The 17,375-nt window shown below is 50.9% G+C and carries 16 protein-coding genes; 9 read left to right on the plus strand and 7 right to left on the minus strand.

Features of this window, described 5'->3' with window-relative positions; translation table 11 throughout:
• Window positions 1-18 precede the first annotated feature (18 nt).
• Genes CLV60_RS28775 through CLV60_RS28785 form a run of 3 tightly spaced genes read left to right on the plus strand, consistent with a single transcriptional unit; the run spans window position 19 to window position 3,229 of the window.
• The gene (locus tag CLV60_RS28775) at window positions 19-369 is read left to right on the plus strand and encodes a high-potential iron-sulfur protein (protein ID WP_106598860.1); all 351 of its coding nucleotides are present in this window, start codon (window positions 19-21) and stop codon (window positions 367-369) included.
• A 12-nt stretch (window positions 370-381) separates the two neighbouring features.
• Complete coding sequence (locus CLV60_RS28780) at window positions 382-2,262, plus strand: amidohydrolase family protein (RefSeq protein ID WP_106598861.1); 1,881 nt, start codon at window positions 382-384, stop codon at window positions 2,260-2,262.
• 10 nt (window positions 2,263-2,272) lie between these two features.
• Window positions 2,273-3,229, plus strand: a complete 957-nt coding sequence (locus tag CLV60_RS28785) for an amidohydrolase family protein (RefSeq protein ID WP_106598862.1) — start codon at window positions 2,273-2,275, stop codon at window positions 3,227-3,229.
• 53 nt (window positions 3,230-3,282) lie between these two features.
• Here CLV60_RS28785 and CLV60_RS28790 read toward each other — a convergent pair whose 3' ends face one another.
• Window positions 3,283-4,746, minus strand: a complete 1,464-nt coding sequence (locus CLV60_RS28790) for a Gfo/Idh/MocA family protein (protein WP_106598863.1) — start codon at window positions 4,744-4,746, stop codon at window positions 3,283-3,285.
• A 203-nt stretch (window positions 4,747-4,949) separates the two neighbouring features.
• Here CLV60_RS28790 and CLV60_RS28795 point away from each other — a divergent pair, with 203 nt between their 5' ends.
• Window positions 4,950-5,468, plus strand: coding sequence for a hypothetical protein (locus CLV60_RS28795; RefSeq protein ID WP_106598864.1), 519 nt, complete (start codon window positions 4,950-4,952; stop codon window positions 5,466-5,468).
• Window positions 5,469-5,479: 11 nt separating this feature from the next.
• Here the strand turns inward: CLV60_RS28795 and CLV60_RS28800 are convergent, their stop codons facing one another.
• From CLV60_RS28800 to CLV60_RS28810, 3 genes are all read right to left on the minus strand, one after another.
• Entirely contained in the window at window positions 5,480-5,851 is a 372-nt protein-coding gene (locus CLV60_RS28800; protein ID WP_106598865.1) for a hypothetical protein, read from the minus strand.
• Entirely contained in the window at window positions 5,851-6,069 is a 219-nt protein-coding gene (locus CLV60_RS28805; protein WP_106598866.1) for a hypothetical protein, read from the minus strand. Before CLV60_RS28805 ends, CLV60_RS28800 begins: the two co-directional genes overlap by 1 nt.
• Window positions 6,070-6,151: 82 nt before the next feature.
• The gene (locus CLV60_RS28810; protein WP_106598867.1) at window positions 6,152-7,018 is read right to left on the minus strand and encodes a helix-turn-helix domain-containing protein; all 867 of its coding nucleotides are present in this window, start codon (window positions 7,016-7,018) and stop codon (window positions 6,152-6,154) included.
• 160 nt (window positions 7,019-7,178) lie between these two features.
• On the opposite strand from CLV60_RS28810, the gene CLV60_RS28815 reads away from it, so the two are divergent.
• Window positions 7,179-8,060 (plus strand): phytanoyl-CoA dioxygenase family protein, encoded by an 882-nt coding sequence (locus CLV60_RS28815; protein ID WP_106598868.1) that lies wholly within the window; start codon window positions 7,179-7,181, stop codon window positions 8,058-8,060.
• A gap of 83 nt (window positions 8,061-8,143) precedes the next feature.
• Here the strand turns inward: CLV60_RS28815 and CLV60_RS28820 are convergent, their stop codons facing one another.
• Together CLV60_RS28820 and CLV60_RS28825 are read right to left on the minus strand one after the other, a co-directional pair.
• Entirely contained in the window at window positions 8,144-9,793 is a 1,650-nt protein-coding gene (locus CLV60_RS28820) for a hypothetical protein (protein ID WP_146151613.1), read from the minus strand.
• A gap of 181 nt (window positions 9,794-9,974) precedes the next feature.
• Window positions 9,975-12,164, minus strand: a complete 2,190-nt coding sequence (locus CLV60_RS28825; protein WP_106598870.1) for a phosphocholine-specific phospholipase C — start codon at window positions 12,162-12,164, stop codon at window positions 9,975-9,977.
• A gap of 217 nt (window positions 12,165-12,381) precedes the next feature.
• On the opposite strand from CLV60_RS28825, the gene CLV60_RS28830 reads away from it, so the two are divergent.
• The 4 genes from CLV60_RS28830 to CLV60_RS28845 are packed head-to-tail and all read left to right on the plus strand — an operon-like array spanning window position 12,382 to window position 15,911.
• Complete coding sequence (locus CLV60_RS28830) at window positions 12,382-12,882, plus strand: hypothetical protein (RefSeq protein ID WP_106598871.1); 501 nt, start codon at window positions 12,382-12,384, stop codon at window positions 12,880-12,882.
• Window positions 12,845-13,399 carry a hypothetical protein gene (locus CLV60_RS28835; protein ID WP_146151614.1) on the plus strand — a complete coding sequence of 185 codons (555 nt, stop codon included), beginning with the start codon at window positions 12,845-12,847 and terminating at the stop codon, window positions 13,397-13,399. Before CLV60_RS28830 ends, CLV60_RS28835 begins: the two co-directional genes overlap by 38 nt.
• A gap of 19 nt (window positions 13,400-13,418) precedes the next feature.
• A complete protein-coding gene (locus tag CLV60_RS28840) occupies window positions 13,419-14,975 on the plus strand; it encodes a carboxylesterase/lipase family protein (protein WP_106598873.1) in 1,557 nt (518 codons plus the stop codon).
• Window positions 14,976-15,032: 57 nt separating this feature from the next.
• Window positions 15,033-15,911: a sugar phosphate isomerase/epimerase family protein gene (locus CLV60_RS28845; protein ID WP_106598874.1), complete on the plus strand. Its 879-nt coding sequence runs from the start codon at window positions 15,033-15,035 to the stop codon at window positions 15,909-15,911.
• Here the strand turns inward: CLV60_RS28845 and CLV60_RS28850 are convergent, their stop codons facing one another.
• Window positions 15,912-17,201 carry an enolase C-terminal domain-like protein gene (locus CLV60_RS28850; protein WP_106598875.1) on the minus strand — a complete coding sequence of 430 codons (1,290 nt, stop codon included), beginning with the start codon at window positions 17,199-17,201 and terminating at the stop codon, window positions 15,912-15,914.
• Window positions 17,202-17,375 lie beyond the last annotated feature (174 nt).

Raw genomic sequence — 17,375 nt, forward strand, 5'->3', positions numbered from 1 at the left:
CCAATTCACCAGAACGATATGAACCCACTTGCCAACCGCAGACTTTTCCTTCGCCAATGCCTTACCTGGGGCGCCACAGGCAGTACCGCATGGCTCATCGCGTGCGCCGGCACGAAAAAACAGCCCGTCGCCAAAGCCACCGCCGCAGCCACCGATCCATGCAGCGACCTCACCGGCGTAGACCCTACCGACGTGCAGAAACGCAAATCTTTGGGCTATACCAACAAGTCGCCCCTGCCCGACAGCCAATGCGACAATTGCAAATTATGGGTCCCCGCCAAGGAAGGTAAAGAATGCGGCGGTTGCCTGCTTTTTACAGGGCCGGTCAATCCGGAAGGACATTGCACTTACTGGGCTCCACAAGTTTAAATCACGTAACACATGCTGAAACAGCCATTTAGTCGCCGGGATTTTTTGCGAGCCAATGCCATTTTCGGGGTCGGGGCAACGGTTTTGCCGGAGTTTGCTACCGGCGGTGTGGAAGGTGTCAAGGGTAGTCAGGAGGTGGTCAAGGGTGATCAGGAGGTAGTCAAGAGTGGTCAGGAGGTAGTCAAGAGTAGTCAGGAGGTAGTCACGGGTGGTCAGGAGGTGGTCAGGGATGGTCAGGAGACGACTTTGGGACGAAAAGCGGGTGATGGACTGCTCTATTTTGATGGTTTTACGCGCATTGGGCCCAGGAAATACAAGCATCCGGCGGAAAAGTGGAAGCTGGACGACCTGTTGAAAGACATGGATCAATGCTCGATCTCGGCGGCATTGGTAGCATACACGCAGTCGCTCAATTATGATCTGATGTATTCCAATCTCGAACTGAACCGGATGCTCAAACCCTATCCGCACCTCTTCCCGATCTGGAACGTGATGCCGCACCAGACGGGCGAGTTCCCCGAGCCGGCCCAATTGGGTAAACTGATGTCGGAACACAACGTCCGCGCAGTAAGCATTCACCCCAAAACCAATGCATGGGACTGGAAAGCGCGGCATAGCACGCCTTTGTTTGCGCATTTGAGTAAAACAAAAACACTGACCATCACTACCGCCAGTGAGCTCGGTGCCTGGGAGGACGTGGAAGAATTCCTGATCCGTCAACCCTATTTACCGCTTTTGCTCACCGGTGCCGTATGGAACGAGCAGCGCTACGTGCTTCCGCTCGTGCAGCAATACAAGAACCTGCATATCAGCTTCGATAATTTCCAGATCAATGAAGGCCTCGAATACCTGCACCGCATTGGCTGTATCGACCAGCTGATTTTTGCTTCAAACAGCCCCACCATGTCGGCCGGCACCCACCGGACCTACGTCGACTACGCCGCTATTCCCGAAGCTGACCAAGCTAAAATAGCGGGTGGTAACCTGATGCGCTTGCTAAAAATCAGTTCTAAACCTGCATTGTGTGAGAATAAGAACGAGGATATCCTCATGCAGGCCGTGCGCGCGGGTTCGCCCCTGCCCGTACCTGTGATAGACATGCACATGCATATGCTGCACGAGGGATTGAATGGCGGTGGCTGGACCTACCGTATGGAAAACGGCGGACCAAAAGGCATTTTCGCTATGGCCAAACGGCTTGGTTACCAGGGCGGCGGCATTATGAGCTGGAATGGCGTGGTGAGCCAGAATGCGATTGCCGGAAACCCGTGTACCGCCGAAGCGCTGGACGTTGCGCCCAAGGGCTACTGGGGCCTCGCTACTTTCGATCCAAGCCATTACAGCCAGGAGGAATTGCGAAAAATGATCGCGCAGGTGTATGCCGATAAGCGGTTCATCGGCATGAAACCGTACCAGTTTTACGGATTCGAATACCACGATCCGGTGTACGATGTGTGGTGGGAATATGGTAATCAAAACAAATTTTACGGTTTGATCCACAATTCCCGCTCCGACTTGCTTGAAGTAGAAACACTTGCAAAGAAATACCCCGACGTGCGCTGGGTGATCGCACACGCAGGCGGCAGCTACAAAATGGCCGATATGGCAATTGCCGCCATGAAAAAGTACCCGAATGTGTTCGCCGAAATCACCCTGACGCCTGTTCCGCTTGGTGTGATCGAGTACCTGGTGGCGGGCGCAGGGGAAAACCGAATCCTATATGGCTCCGACCTGCCCATGCGCGATCCCCGTCAGCAGCTCGGATGGCTGGTATTCTCCACATTACCATTGGAAATCAAAAAGAAAATACTCGCCGAAAACGCCATGCAAGTCATTAAGCCGTGCCTCGACAGGTTGCCGGAACATAACCGGCCGTCGTTGGCATCCACATAAAACCTAAACCATGTGTAGCTCAAATCATTTATCGAGAAGAGAGTTTCTGGCCGGTACCGGGGCATTGCTGCTTGGTAGTACCATGGACGTGCGAGCCGCCGGGGTGACCTTTCAGGAGCCGATTATTGATATCCATCAACACGTCCACTATGCCGCTCGCCCCGACGACGTGCTCGTAGCCCACCAACGCGCGATGGGCATTACGCACACGATCCTGCTGCCTGCTGGCACACCTGCGTTCGGGACTTCGACGCATCAGGGCAAAACCAACGGCTTACAAGCACAATGCGACGGAAATGAGGCATGTTATGGTATTGCCCAAAGGTATCCCGGAGAGTTTGTTTTTGGGTCGAATGAAGTTCCCGATTTGCCCGACGCGGTTCAGGAAATTGAAAAATACCTGAAACTCGGCGGGCGTGTGATTGGTGAATTGAAATTTGGAGTGGATTGCGATTCGAAAGAAATGCAGCGCATTTACAAGCTGGCAGAAGAACACAATGTACCGGTGCTGATGCATTGGCAATTCCAGATGTTCAATTACAACTTCGAGCGGTTCCCGAAAATGCTTGAAAAATATCCGAAAGTGAATTTTATCGGTCACGCACAAACCTGGTGGGCCAATATCGACAAAGGTCATACCGACCAAAGCATTTTATATCCTAAAACCAAAGTGACGCCCGGCGGCCTAACCGACCAGCTACTGCGCGACTATCCGAACATGTACGGCGACATGTCTGCCGGCTCCGGCCTCCTGTCCATGACCCGTGACGAAGATCACGCCCGCGAGTTTCTGACACGTCACCAGGATAAGCTCCTGTACGGCAGCGATTGCGACGATCATATCGGGTCGGGCGAAAAATGCCAGGGTGCACAAACGATTGCCGAGATACGAAAACTGGCGGTTTCCAAGACAATCGAGCGGAAAATCCTGTATGATAATGCTAAAAAGCTTTTCAGAATTGCGTAAAAAAAGGCCCTTCTGTGTTTGCAGAAGGGCCTTTTTATCAGTTATGCAGTACATTATACACCCAGGCTCCAGCCTTCGCGATAAGTCCGTTTAACCCATTGGTTAACCTCATCGAAGTTGGTCACTTTCATATTTTTATAATCCCAAAGCATTTTCAGGTTAGCTCCCGGATAGTCGTAGCCGTTACCGGTTGCTCGCGGCTTAGGCATATCCGCGCCCCGGATCGCAAGGTTCGCCATCAGGATCGCCTCGGTCAGAGGGCCTGCTTTTTCGAACGGCGAACTAAGCTCCATTTTGCCATAGCCGGCGATACAACCCTCTACCCATTGTGCGTAGTGGCCTTCCGCCGAACCCGGCACCCGTGCAAATTTCTGTTTCACCTTCACCTCTTCCATGCGTGAAAGTGGCAATAGACGCGGATTTGCAGCATATTCGCTGGCCATCATCTTGCCTTTGGTACCTACAAACAGAATCCCGCTGTTGCCGTCTCCGAACAATTCGTTCGGACCGAGCTCTTCGGGACGCTCCGGCTTGATTCCGCCGTCCATCCAGTGCATGGTGACGTTTCCTTTTGTTTTCTTCGTTTTCGGGAAAGTAAGTGTAGCATGGCTCGAAGGCGGGCAACTGTCGGGGAAAATACCGCGCTTACCGAATGCGGTAAACACGCTTCCTACGCTCGCCTGCATGTCCACTGCATATTTCAGGTCGAGAATACGGAATGGCGCCTCCATGAGGTGACAGCCGAGGTCGCCCAATGCACCAGTACCATAATCCCACCAACCCCGCCAGCTTCCTGGAATGAGGTTATCTACATAATCTTTATAGGGTGCCGTACCGAGCCACAAATTCCAGTCAAGCTCCTTGGGAACAGCCGGTTTGTCGGTCGGCCAGGGAATGCCCTGCGGCCAGATCGGCCGGTTAGTCCAGATATACACGGTATGCACATTACCGATGATGCCGGCATCATGCCATTCGTGCAGCTGGCGTACACCATCGCCCGACGAACCCTGGTTACCCATTTGCGTCACAACTTTGTATTTCTCTGCCGCTTCGGTGAGCATCCGCGCTTCGTAAATGTCGTGCGTCATCGGTTTCTGCACATACACGTGCTTGCCCAGCTGCATGGCCGCCATGGCTACCACCGCGTGGGTGTGATCGGGTGTCGAAACGGAAACCGCGTCGAAATTTTTGGCCTCCTTTTCAAACATTTCCCGCCAGTCTTTATAGAACTTGGCCTGTGGGAAATTCTTAACGGAGGTGGCTGCACGTCTGTCGTCCACATCGCACAGGTAGCCGATATTGGCCTTACCGCTTTTGAAGAAATTGGCAATGTCGGACGTACCTTTTCCGCCGACACCTACTCCTGCCACAGTCAGCTTGTCGCTGGGAGCCACGTATCCTTTGCCCAGCACGTGGCGTGGGACGATCATCAGGCCTGCGGCGGTACCCGCGGCCGCTTTAATGAAATCCCTCCGCGAAGAAGAAGGCTGCTCTTGAACGGTATTCTTTTTTTCCATGTACGTGATTTTTTGATTTAGGAAATGGATATACAGATTACAGGTACTTCACCTAAGTTTACTACTCGCCTAAGTACTTTTTTTCAAGTATTTACTCTGAATATTGCAATAATGGCTATTACTTCCCCGCCCGCAGGATAGGAATGCAGCAAAAAAATCACAGTTTTTTCCTAACTTTTAACCAACTTCAAACACCCCTTCCCATGAAAACACGTTTCCATTTTCGCACCGCACATTTCCAGTTGCTGCTGGCGGGCTGTATCCTGCTTGGCTTCGCTTTCAATACCCGCTCAGATGTTGGGAAAGGTAAATTGGTTTACAAAACCGGCAGCAAGGCTTTTGATATGAATATAAAATCGGCCTACTTCATTGCCGGGCCCGACGGCTTCGACAGCGGCAAGAAAATCCGCCGCCTGATTTTCACGACGAACACGCTGGACGACAAAATCAAGTCGTGTGGCGCCATGAATTGTGTGGATCAATACATTGAAGGATTGCAGGTGGACCTCGACGCCGCCCCGCGGTTGCTTTACTGGATCAGCTTGAACAACCAGCTGGTACAATATTCGGGCACCGCCCAGAACGAGTTCCTGACACTAACCGCCGACAGCCCTGACCACCTGGCGGGCACATTGAAATTCGATCAATCAGCCTCCGGTGGCCCGGCAGTGGATGTCACGTTTGACGCGAAACTGGTGAAAACGTTTGCAAAAGCGAGGTAGTGAATGATTTTTCAAGTCAGGCTTTCCAGCCGTTTCTGAGCCAGCTGATTCCTGTACCGTTTCATTTCAACTTTAATTTCTGCCAGTCTTTCCGACGAAGTTTCAGGATCTCTGTACTCCATTTCCAGGATCCGGATATACTTCTGCACCTTTCTTTCGGTGATGGCCAATGAAACCCAGTGAATAACTTCCTGAAAAACAAAACGTTTCAGGATCACAAAACTATGATAAACAAAGTAAGCCAGTAGTCCGACCGTTACGAGCAGAGTTTCTTTCAAGGTGCCGTCAGGAATCCTGAATATCTCAGCACTCAAGGCAGTGGTGATCGTCGCAATGGCTTTACTTTTGGGATAAGTTGCCGGAGCAGCTTGCCGCGCAGGCATCAGTCGAGGATATCTTCAATTTCCTGAGAAAGGCCATCCCGGTGATACCGCCCCAACGTGACCGACTTGCCTGTTCTGGGATTGGTTAGGACAAAATCCCCGTAAAGGGCATTGTAAATGAAACGAACCGAGCGGTATGCAAGGCGCCCCAATTGGAAAACGAGCCAGGCGCCGGAGGCAATGAGAATGATGTCCGAAAGTAAGTTTGCTATTTCCATAAGTCAGTGTGAGTTTCGTTTACCCGAAAATATGCCTTCTTTTCCGGTCAGAAAAATTTTGAATAAATTTTCTAATCACCGTTTATCCTGCGGCTTCGGTGGTGCGGAATTGCTTGCGATAGGCGGCGGGTGTCATGCCTCCGAACTTGCGGAACTGCCTGAAAAAGAAGGGCGGGCTCTCGTAACCACAGGCAAAACTGATCTCCGCTACCTGCATATCGGTTTCGATGAGCATTTTGGAAGCGATGTTAATGCGGTACTCATTCAAAAAGGTGAATAGCGGCTTCTGCATGGTCCTGCTGAAAAACCTCGAGAACGATTCCTCGCTCATACATACGAGCCCGGAAAGCGTAGCAAGCGTAATGCGCTCGGAATAATGCTCGCGAATGTAGTTGTAAACGGTATTAATGCGCTGGTTGTCTTCGTAGTTGAGCGGATACTCGAATCCCTGTTCACAAAGGAAGTGGATGTTTTTTACGGCCGCGAGCAATTCGAGTACTTCCAGGAACTTCATCAGCCGGGGAAACGGCTGCATTTCCAGCATTTCGGCCAGCATTGGTTTTACCCTCGCCGACACGCCCTGGTCAAAACGAATCCCCTGGCCGGCCATTTGAAGCAGTCGCTTCACCGACCTGAACTCCTCCACATCCAGCCAGCCGCTTCCCATAAACTCACCCGGCCATTGTACCACGATGGAGCTTGCGATTCCGATGCTATCCAGTGTGTTCTTCCAGCAATGCGGCAGGTTCGGGCCCAGTAACACCAGGTCGCCTGCCTCAAAACTTTCCATGCTGTTGCCCACGTAGCGAATGCCCTCGCTTTGGAGTATAACCGTCAGCTCATATTCAGGATGGTAATGCCAAGGAGCATCAAACTCCGCGACCTCGTACCCGAATATGCGAAACGAGGAATCGGGCAACGGCTGGAATGCTTCAAATTGTGCTTTCATCGCTTAAAATTGCACTTTTATACCCTATTTAGCATTTATTACAAATCAAAGTTTCAATATTAATACAAAATAAGTTAGTTATTGATCAAAATCAGCAAGCCAGTTAAAAGATGACATCGGTCATATTTGTAATGCTAAAACTAATGCCGAACACGAAATCATGGAAGTAGCAACACGGGATCTTTCCACGTATCATGAATTGATATCCGACTTGTTTAAACAGCCGGCCAGCCGCGAAGAATGGGATCAGTATCGCCTTAGCGACGAGCAGGTAGCGTTTTTTCACGAAAACGGTTACCTGTCCAACATCAAGCTGCTGGAAGAATGGCAGGTGGATGCATTGAACGAAGAACTGGTCGCCGCTACGGATCCATCCAACCCCAGCCATCATTTGTATTACGAGTTCCATTCGAATGAATCGGCTGACCCGAATGCGGTTCTTTTACACGCCCTGGGTGCCTGGCGTGTGACGGAAGGCTTCCACGACGTGCTCTGGAACCCTGCATTCGTGATGGCTGCCAGCCAGCTGCTGGGAGATAAGGCTGTGCGGTTCTGGCATGACCAGCTTTTTTGCAAACCGGCCAGGCACGGCGGCGTGGTGGCATGGCATCAGGACTATTCCTATTGGACACGCTCGGTACCGATGCAGCACCTTACTTGCTGGACGGGCCTCGACGACTCGCTGATTGAGAACGGATGCCTGTATTATGTACCCAAAAGCCACCGCTGGGGCCTGCTCGACAAGCCCGAACTTGCCGGCGACATGGAAGGGCTTATGCATTACCTGACCGACGAGCAGAAAGCCGAGTTCAAACCCATCCCGATCGAAATGAAGCGTGGTTATGGCACATTCCACCATCCTTTGACGGTCCACGGATCATATGAAAACCGTTCAGAAAGATCACGACGTGCATTTGTACTCAATGTTTTCGCCGATGGTACAATGTCCGACACCAATGCCACACTACTCGACGGTGTCCCCGTCATTCCGAAAGGAGAAAAGTTAAAAGGGCAGTTTTTTCCGCTGCTTTTCGACGCATAACGCTACTATTCCTAAATCCGCATTTATAACACACACACGATCAAAAGGCTGCCTATTTTATATAGGTGGCCTTTTTTTGATACCTATTGCCTCGCGAGATATCGAAAGAAAAAACTCCCGCGATCCCCCAACTGCTGCCAGACAATATAGTTGGGGCCAAAGTCGCGGATTTTCGGTGGCTTTTCAAACGAAATACGATAGTTTTTTGCACTATAAGTCAGCTCTTCCAGTGGGGTCAATGCGCAGGCCGCGAAAATAAAAAGCGGAATTACCATATGCTTTTTTTTGCTTTCGAATAGCCACATAATTTGTTTTATCACGAATATCGACAATACGAAAAGTGGCGGAATAGAGAGTTTGATACTCCAATCATTCCACCTGCCAAGTATAAGAACCGGGATAACAAACAACAGCATTAATGCAATAATAAGAATATCGTCCTTTAATATTTTGGGATTCGAAAAAACGAATATAGATGACAATATCAAAAACTCGGCAGTTACGAAAACGCAGTATTGTACCCAATAGTCTTGCATAATGTTCGGCGCAAAAAACATTCCGAACGAAAAATCATTAGAGACAATAAATGAAGTAAGTAGTATAAATAAAAGACAAGCCGCCGTGTTTGCCCAGCTCCATTGCATCCATTCCTTCCAATGGTGTTTCAATATGATCAAGATAAATGGTGCAATTCCTATCAAGCAAAGTGGCGACCAAAGTAACATCGACACACACGCCAGGGGAAAAATGCGTATCAAAACAGGACTGATTTGCCTGTGATTCAATATAACCCCGATTATCAGCCAGGTGGGCAAACAATGTTGCGGAGCCCAGAACAAATTCCTCGTATGTGAAAAGTAATGCAGTGGGCTTAGCCACATTTCGGACCGGTCGCTAGTGAACCCCAGCAAGCGGTTGAAAACATAATCCATGCCACCGAACAGGCAAATGCCTGTGAAAACTATTAAGGTAATCGTGTACCCGCGCTGCCGCACGTACACACGCACAAGCATGAGTGCGAGCGAAACGCCTAGCCAGGAATAGGCGAAAAGAGCCAGATTAGCGGCTTTCCAGCCCAGTATTTTACCTACGACCGCGGCGGGAAGATAGTAGGCAAAGTAGTAGACGTACGCTTTTTCCGAAATACTTCCGAACTCGTTTCCAAAATACCCTTTCTCAAAATACAACGGCCATGAGTCGGCTACAAGGTGCCACAGTAAAGAACTTCGTATGCCGGAGTCAAAATTACGATAGCCAATACCGCCGATGCTGGAAAATAACAACCAGATTAGTGCCATAAAGCCTAGCAGTGCCCAATGCCCGCGCCAGATGCGCGATTGTACCACCAGCTCTTTTATAGCCAGTTTAAAATTAATTGAGAAAATGCATTTGCGGTTTTCACGGTACAATCCATATCCAAGCAATCCAACAAAAACGACCAATACCTCGACCCTGACAAATCCGGACAAGAAAATTATTACAGGAAAAATCAGATAGCCAAACGAAGCTAAAACCAATAAATCAACTACCAACAACCGTTGAAATAAATACTGCGACTGGCTTTTAGGAGATCGCTCCGGTTTTAAATTTTTAAGTTCAATGGCTTTGACGAAAGACAGCACGTCTGTCCTCTCCGCATTCAATAATGGGAAGGTTTTCATATAAATTAAAATCAAAAGACACAACATTCCCATCCGGATTGCCATAGCAATCAATCCGGCAGGTTGATTCATTTGTAAAATACTAGCAGCAGGTTATCCGAACGAGATAATCGGGGCGTCTGGCAATAACGATCATTGTTATACGAAAAGCGCTTTTCGTATTGAAACAGCTATTTTTTACAGCTCATAAAAAAGGACACTCTATTCGAGTGTCCGCGTTGCGAAATTCCCTTTTTTATTTAAAAATTATATTTCAAATCCCGGTTGCCATGGCTGGATCACTAATACCGTGCTTGCCCGTTTCAATTCTCCCGGCAAATCGGCGTTGGTATTTTTGGTGAGAACTGAGTTCAATGGTAAGGTCGTACCAGTTCCCTTGGTCGACGCAGTTCCATTCCCTGGTCAGCTTCTTTCCTGCTGGTATTCGCATGTTCAGCGGTTTCGAGGGATCGTAGCTGCTCATGATTGTCATTTCCACTTCCGATTTGCCAGGATTTTGCAGTTCCAGGCGCAAAATACCCTTGCTATGCTCATAACTGGCCTTTATTTCGGGCTCCACACCTGCATTACCTCCCAAAAAACGACGAAAATAGCCGTTGGGTCCAAAGACCTCCAATTCGTAACCATCAGAATCGGGTACCCATTCATCAGAAAGTGACTTCCCGGCCTCCACAGTATAACGCCTCGGAATGCGATCGAGATGTTTAAGATCGTATACATGAAACACTGCTCCGACAGTACCCGCATTTTCAAAAAACAGTTCCACTTTATTCGAAGCCGCTTTTGCATGCGTATGCAGGCGATACGGAAGTGCGCGGGAGTAACGTGTGCCCTTTTCCTGAAACAACGGCCCGGGCGACTCCGGCGCGGTGGCCCTGGGAAGCAGCCGGGACGCCTCTTCAATGCGCGCATAATCGGCGGTTTCGGGTAGTGGCGGAAACACCGGATCGTTGGGCGTTGCAAAATCGAACGCCGAAGTGAGGTCGCTGCTGACCGAACGGTGCCAGGGACTGATCGCAGGAATGACTACGTTGAACCGCTTTTCGAGAAACTGCCCTACCGAAGTGTGATCCGCAACCTCGGAATTGACCCACCCACCTTTGCTCCATGGCGAGATCATGTACATGGGCACGCGCGGGCCCATGCCCCAAGGGCGGATATTGCCGGTGATCGTGTCTCGCTTGTCCTGGTAAATGCGCATCCGAACCGGCCCGCCTTTTTTCATGCTGGCTTCATGGAAAGGATTGGGAAATTCTGAAACGCCTTTGTCGTTGTTGAAATACATTCCGGCAAGATCGATCGTCGACTTACCTGCGAGTGATCCGTCCGCATTATAGGAAGGTACGGCTGGCGCCGGAAGGTGGTCGAAAAGCCCGTCGTTTTCATCAAACGTGAGGAAAAATACTGTTTTGCTCCACACCTCGGGATTGGCAGTAATGGCCGCAAGCACCTGATGGGTAAAATCCCCTCCACGGTTCGGACTCGACGGCCCGCTGGGATGTTCCGAATTGCTTTGCGACGGCAATACCCAACTCACCTGCGGCAGTGTATTGTTTTTGACATGCTCCGTCAGGTCCCGGATCGACCAGTGCTTCATCCCGTTTTCATAAACCGGCGAGCCGGGTTTGGCCGTTCGGAAACTTTCAAAGGCCAGACAGCCGTGCATGGCGCCGGTCCAGTTATCATTCGGGTCCTGATAAATACGCCAGCTGACGCCAGCCTTTTGCAGAACGTCGGGAATCGTGTCCCATTTAAATGCATTGCCGCGGTAGGTATAGCCGGGGTCGGGCATGTTGCCCTCCACCCAGCAGCGCAGATTCACAGGTTCGGAATCGACATCCGTACAATTGATACCCGCGGCACGCTTTTCGGGATCAAAATTAGACCCGGACCAGAAAACAATGCGGTTCGGGTCTGTACCGGTGGCAATAGAGCAATGATAGGCATCGGAAATCGTGAATGCCTCGGCCAGGGCATATTGGAACGGAATCTCTTCGCGCGTGTAGTAAGCCATGGAGTAAGGCGTCTTGAACATCGGCCAGAAGCCATATTTACCCTGGTTCCAGGCTGCTTGCGTGTCGGGAAAATCGTGGGGTGTACCGTTGACCAGCGCCGCGTTCACCGTTTTTTTATCAGCACGGTAGGGCGAGTAATCCCGCTTCCCATCCGACTGTACAAATGCACGTTTACCGCTTTCGAGCGGGATCGGAAACCGGTCACCAAAGCCCCTGACCCCGCGCATCGCACCGAAGTAGTGATCGAAAGAGCGGTTTTCCTGCATCAGGATCACCACATGCTGTACATCCTGAATGGTTTTGGTGGGGCTATACGCTTTCACCGCCAACGCTTTGCGGATCAATGGCGGCACCAAATTCAATGCAGCGCCAACCCCCGCCGCTCCCGCAGACATTTTAAGAAATTTCCGACGACCTATTTCCGACATTTTCTGGATTTGTTTTTCAATCAAAAGGCGAAACGAGGCTGCATTTAACCGGACCAGATGCTTTCCTCATTCAATTTCATATTCCGTTAATCTGCGATAACCGACCGTTTAAAAATTGGCTTTCCTGCGAGCGTTACCAAACCTCCGAATCGCCGTCTAAATGAGGATCAAAAACTGGTGAAATGTTTACCAAATCCGTAAACTTTTTTGTATCTTCATGGGGTATTATTTAGAGGACAAACTAACCGGCGAGCGGCTGCCGGCGACGATTAGCAGGCTTTCCAGGAAAGAGATAATGCTGATCCACAAAAGTAAAAGATTCCATTTCAAGTGGGACAAAGAGCTGGAATTCGAAGTATATGGGCTTCGGATCGACTCGACAGGAGAGATTGTCGGGGTTGTGTCGATCAAGCGCAACCGCAACGAATACGCGGTTAAGGTGCGGTTGATAGCCAGCGCGCAAGAATATACCGGAGCACGGAAAAGACTCGACAGAATCGCTGGCAGCTTGCTGGCTTTTGTCTGTCTAACCTCATTCGAGGCGAACTTCGACGGGTTCGTTTATTTGGTTCCTAAAACCTATTTAATAAAGGTCTATCGGGACAAATACGGCTTCCAGAATACCGGCACCAGCATGTTCTCAAATACAGTCAATTCTAAAATTCTAATTCAAAAATATCATGAGAGTAGCGACAAAGAAGGAATTGAAGGTTATTAAGAAATTATTTGAGCAGTACACCCTGGATGAATTGGCGGATGCGTTCGTTTTCCCGATTCACCCTGACGACGTGGAACAAGCGGAAAAAGATATGCAAGAATTTCGCACAATGCGCCAACGGGAAATTGCGAATCGGACGCCGGAGCAGTGGATAGAAGCCAAAACACTCACGATTAAATATCAGATGCTGGCCTATATCGAGGGAGACCGATCGGAAGCGCATTGGAACTTCCAATACTTCCTCAACGAATATATCCGTGCCCAAAGCAAAAAAAACAAGGAATTCGCGGCGGATGTGGACGTAAAGCCTTACGTCCTCAGCCAATACCTGAATGGCCACCGTACGCCACCAAAGGAATTCCTGATCCGGCTGGAACTGCATTCCAATGGATTGATACCTGCATCGTGGTGGCTTAGGTCGCTGCAAAAATCAAAAGAAGTGGAACTCATGCAAGACTCCGCTATTCGCGAGCAGGAAAGCAAGCATGTCAAAAATAAAATCGAACTTGCGCTTTAAACGATCATCATTACTTCGAATGAACCTACGCGCATTTTCCGTACGCTACCTGCTGCTGGTCGCGACCTTTACTTGCTTACATTTCGCCGCGATTGCTGCCGACACACTCCGCGTCGAAGGCGGGAAAATTTCCGGCACCACTACCGCTGATGGCCGGATCGATATTTACAAAGGCATTCCGTTTGCCGCTCCGCCGGTGGGGGATTTACGCTGGAAAGCGCCGCAGCCAGTGAAAAAGTGGAATGGCGTGTTGGCCTGTGACAAATTCGGGCCGAGTCCAATGCAGGGCGACCCGGCGCCTTTCAGCATGTGGAGCGCGGAATTCCTGATCCCCAAAACACCGATCAGCGAAGATTGCCTTTACCTGAACGTCTGGACTGAAAAACAGGGCAAAACAACCGCAAAAAAACCGGTGGTCGTATGGATCTACGGTGGAGGCTTCGTAAGCGGCGGCGCAGGATGTGCCATTTATGACGGTGAAGCGACAGCGAAAAAGGGCGTAGTATTTGTCAGCATCAATTACCGTGTGGGCGCATTCGGTTTTTTTGCGCACCCCGAGCTAACCAAGGAATCGGGAAAGAATGCATCCGGAAATTATGGGTTAATGGACCAGATAGCCGCTTTGAAATGGGTAAAAAAGAACATCGCGCAGTTCGGCGGCGACCCCGACAACGTCACGATCGCGGGCCAATCAGCCGGATCTATGAGTGTTAACTGCCTCGTGGTGAGCCCGCAGGCGAAAGGACTTTTCAATAAGGCGATTGCGGAGAGCGGCGGAGGTTTTGGCAGAAATTATCCTTCGTTGAAACAGGCGGAAGATGGCGGCTTGAAAGCCGGTCAGGATTTGGGTGCTACTTCCCTGGCAGCGTTGAGAAAGGTCCCGGCCGATGTTATCCTCAAAAAAGTGTTCAGTTTCCGGGGACCGATTGTCGACGGCCTTGTACTTCCGGAATCCATTTCGGCCATTTACCAGGCAGGCAAACAAAACCCGGTAACCCTGCTGACTGGCTGGAACCAGAACGAAAATGCAGTAGAGAAGCCAAAAACCGCAGCAGAGTTCCAAGCCGCTTACAACGAGTTGCTCGGCCCCAAGGCACAGACATTCTTCCAGCATTACCCGGCGCAAACCGACGAGCAGGCGGCTCACTCACAAAACGAGCTCGCGCGGGACGGAAGCTTTGGCATGCAGAACTACGCGTGGGCATTGGCACAGACGCAGCAAAATAAGGGCGTATATCTGTACCGTTTTACGCGAAAACTACCTGCCACGGGCATCTACGCTCGCTACGGCGCGTTCCACACGGCCGAGGTGGCCTATGCGTATGACAACCTACGTTTCATCGATCGCGCATTGCGGCCGCTGGACGCGACCGACGAACAGATCGCACACGTGATGTCGGCATATTGGGTAAATTTTATCAAAACCGGTAACCCGAATGGTAACGCGCTGCCCCAATGGCCTGCATTTAATGCAAATGCACCTCAAATGATATTACTCGGCGACGAAATAAAGGCGGGCCCATTGGCCGAACAGCCTGCACTGGATTTCCAGATTGAGCAGGCCGCCAAACGGTAGAATTGAAAGGAAGCCGGCTTAAAGCGGTTGTAACCAGTCAACTCAAACCGGCTTCCCATGCTTATCGACAGAAAAACTTTCCTGCAAAACCTCTCCATTGCTGCCGGCGCGGCGCTGCTGCCCGATTTCGCACAGGCTGATCCTCTTCTTTGGAAAAAACCAAAAATGCAGCTCGGATTTGTCACGTACCTGTGGGGTAAAGACTGGGATGTGCCGACGTTGATCAAAAACCTTTCCGACACCCGCATTACGGGTGTGGAGCTGCGCGTGGAGCATGCCCACAAGGTAATGCCCGACCTCACGCCTGAGCAGCGGAAGGCCGTTAAGAAGCAATTTGCCGACAGCCCCGTCAAGATCATCGGGCTGGGCACCAACCAGCAATACGACTATCCCGATCAGGACAAGCTAAAAGCGTCAATCGAGCGCACGAAGGAATTCATTCGCCTGAGCGCGGATGTGGGCGGTACCGGCGTGAAAGTGAAACCCAATGCATTGCATAAGGAAGTTCCTACCGAAAAGACATTGGAACAAATCGGGCTTGCGCTGCGCGGATTAGCGGGTTACGCAGCCGATTTTGGCCAACAACTGCGGCTGGAAGTTCATGGCGAAGAAACGCAGGAACTTCCAAATATCCGCAAGATCATGGATTATGCCGACCACCGCAACGCCAAAATATGCTGGAACTGCAACAAACAGGATCTGAACGGGCAGGGCTTTCAATACAATTTTGATCTGGTCAAAAAGTACTTCGGCGACACCTGCCACGTCCGCGAGCTCGACCGTACCGATTACCCCTACCCCGAACTGATCGACAATCTGGCCAAAATGGATTACAAGGGCTGGGTATTGCTGGAATGCCACACCAACCCCGAAGACAAGATCGCGGCATTGAAACAGCAGCGCCAGGTATTCGATACCATGATGGCCAAATACTGATTACCAGCGGACCGCTTTAAATTTCCAACCCGGTACTTTTTTCTGCATCTCAATTTCATCGTCGCGCTTTTTAAGACCGCAGTCGAGGTAATTCTGATGCAGTTTTTTGAGTGCCTCTCGATCCAGCTCCACGCCCAGGCCGGGCCCGGTGGGTACTTTCACGCTGCCTTCCTCGAACTGAATGCGCCCGCCGACGATCACCTCATCGCTCTGCCACGGGTAATGCGTATCCAGCGCATAAGGCACGCCGGGCAATGCCCCCCCGAGGTGAACCATAGCGGCCAGCGAAATACCCAAATGGCTGTTGGAATGCATGGAAAGGCCGCGCCCGAACGTCTGGCAAATGCCCGAGAGCGTCATAGAGGCCTGCAACCCTCCCCAGAAGTGGTGATCACTGAGGATTATATCCTCAGAACCCAGCTCGATACTCCGCGGAATGTCGCCAAACGAGGTGGTACACATGTTGGTCGCCAGCGGAATGCCCAGTTCCCTGCGCACTTTTGCCATATTCTCCTGCCCGCGCACGGGATCTTCGAGGTATTCGAGAATGCCTTTCAGCTCGCGCCCATAGCGGATCGCCGTTTCAACCTCCCATATCGCATTCGGGTCGACGCGCAACGGCACATCCGGGCCAAATGCCTTATACAACGCCAGCATCGAATCGACTTCCACGCGCGGCTCAAATACGCCGCCTTTCAGCTTGATCGATTGAAACCCGAACTCCTTACACATCGCCTCCGCCTGCGCGACGATGCTTTCGGGATCCAGCGCCGCAGCCTGTCGCGCAGCCGCCCAGCCAGTGGCGCCCGGGTCGGTGCCGAATTCCAGCGGGCCGCCTGCGCCTTCATATTTATAAAACAAATAAGCCGAAAACGGTACTCGATCACGCATTTTACCTCCCAGCAAATCCACCACCGGCCGACCGGTGATTTTGCCGATGATATCCAGACAAGCCACTTCCACCGAGCTGAAAATATGCACGAGCTTCCGCTGGTCCCACGGCGCATCCCCGCGTGCCGCCGCCGATTCCGTTCCGAAATGCTTGGACAGTACCTGCCGGATCACATTCAGGTTGAACGGGTCGCGACCAATCAGCAACGCCCTGGCCTCTTCCAGCGCGGCATCGATATCGCTGTTGCCGGGGATTTCGCTAATGCCCGAAATGCGGTCGTCCGTTACGATTTCGACAATCGTGCGCAGCGCATAAGGCGCATGCAAGCCCGCAGCATTCAAAAGCGGCGGGTCAATAATGGCAATGGGGGTGATGTGGATTTCCTCGATTTTGGACATCGGTACTAATTTTGAATGAGTGAATGATTGAATGGTCAGGTGTTGTCAGGAATAGTCAGATATTGTCATTGATAGTCATAAATCGCCAGAGGTATGTTTTTAAATCTAGTATCTAAGTAATCAAAATCCATCTGACAACACTTGACTACACATGACCTTTTCTGACAACACTTG

Source organism: Dyadobacter jiangsuensis, from assembly GCF_003014695.1.
Taxonomy (GTDB): domain Bacteria; phylum Bacteroidota; class Bacteroidia; order Cytophagales; family Spirosomataceae; genus Dyadobacter; species Dyadobacter jiangsuensis.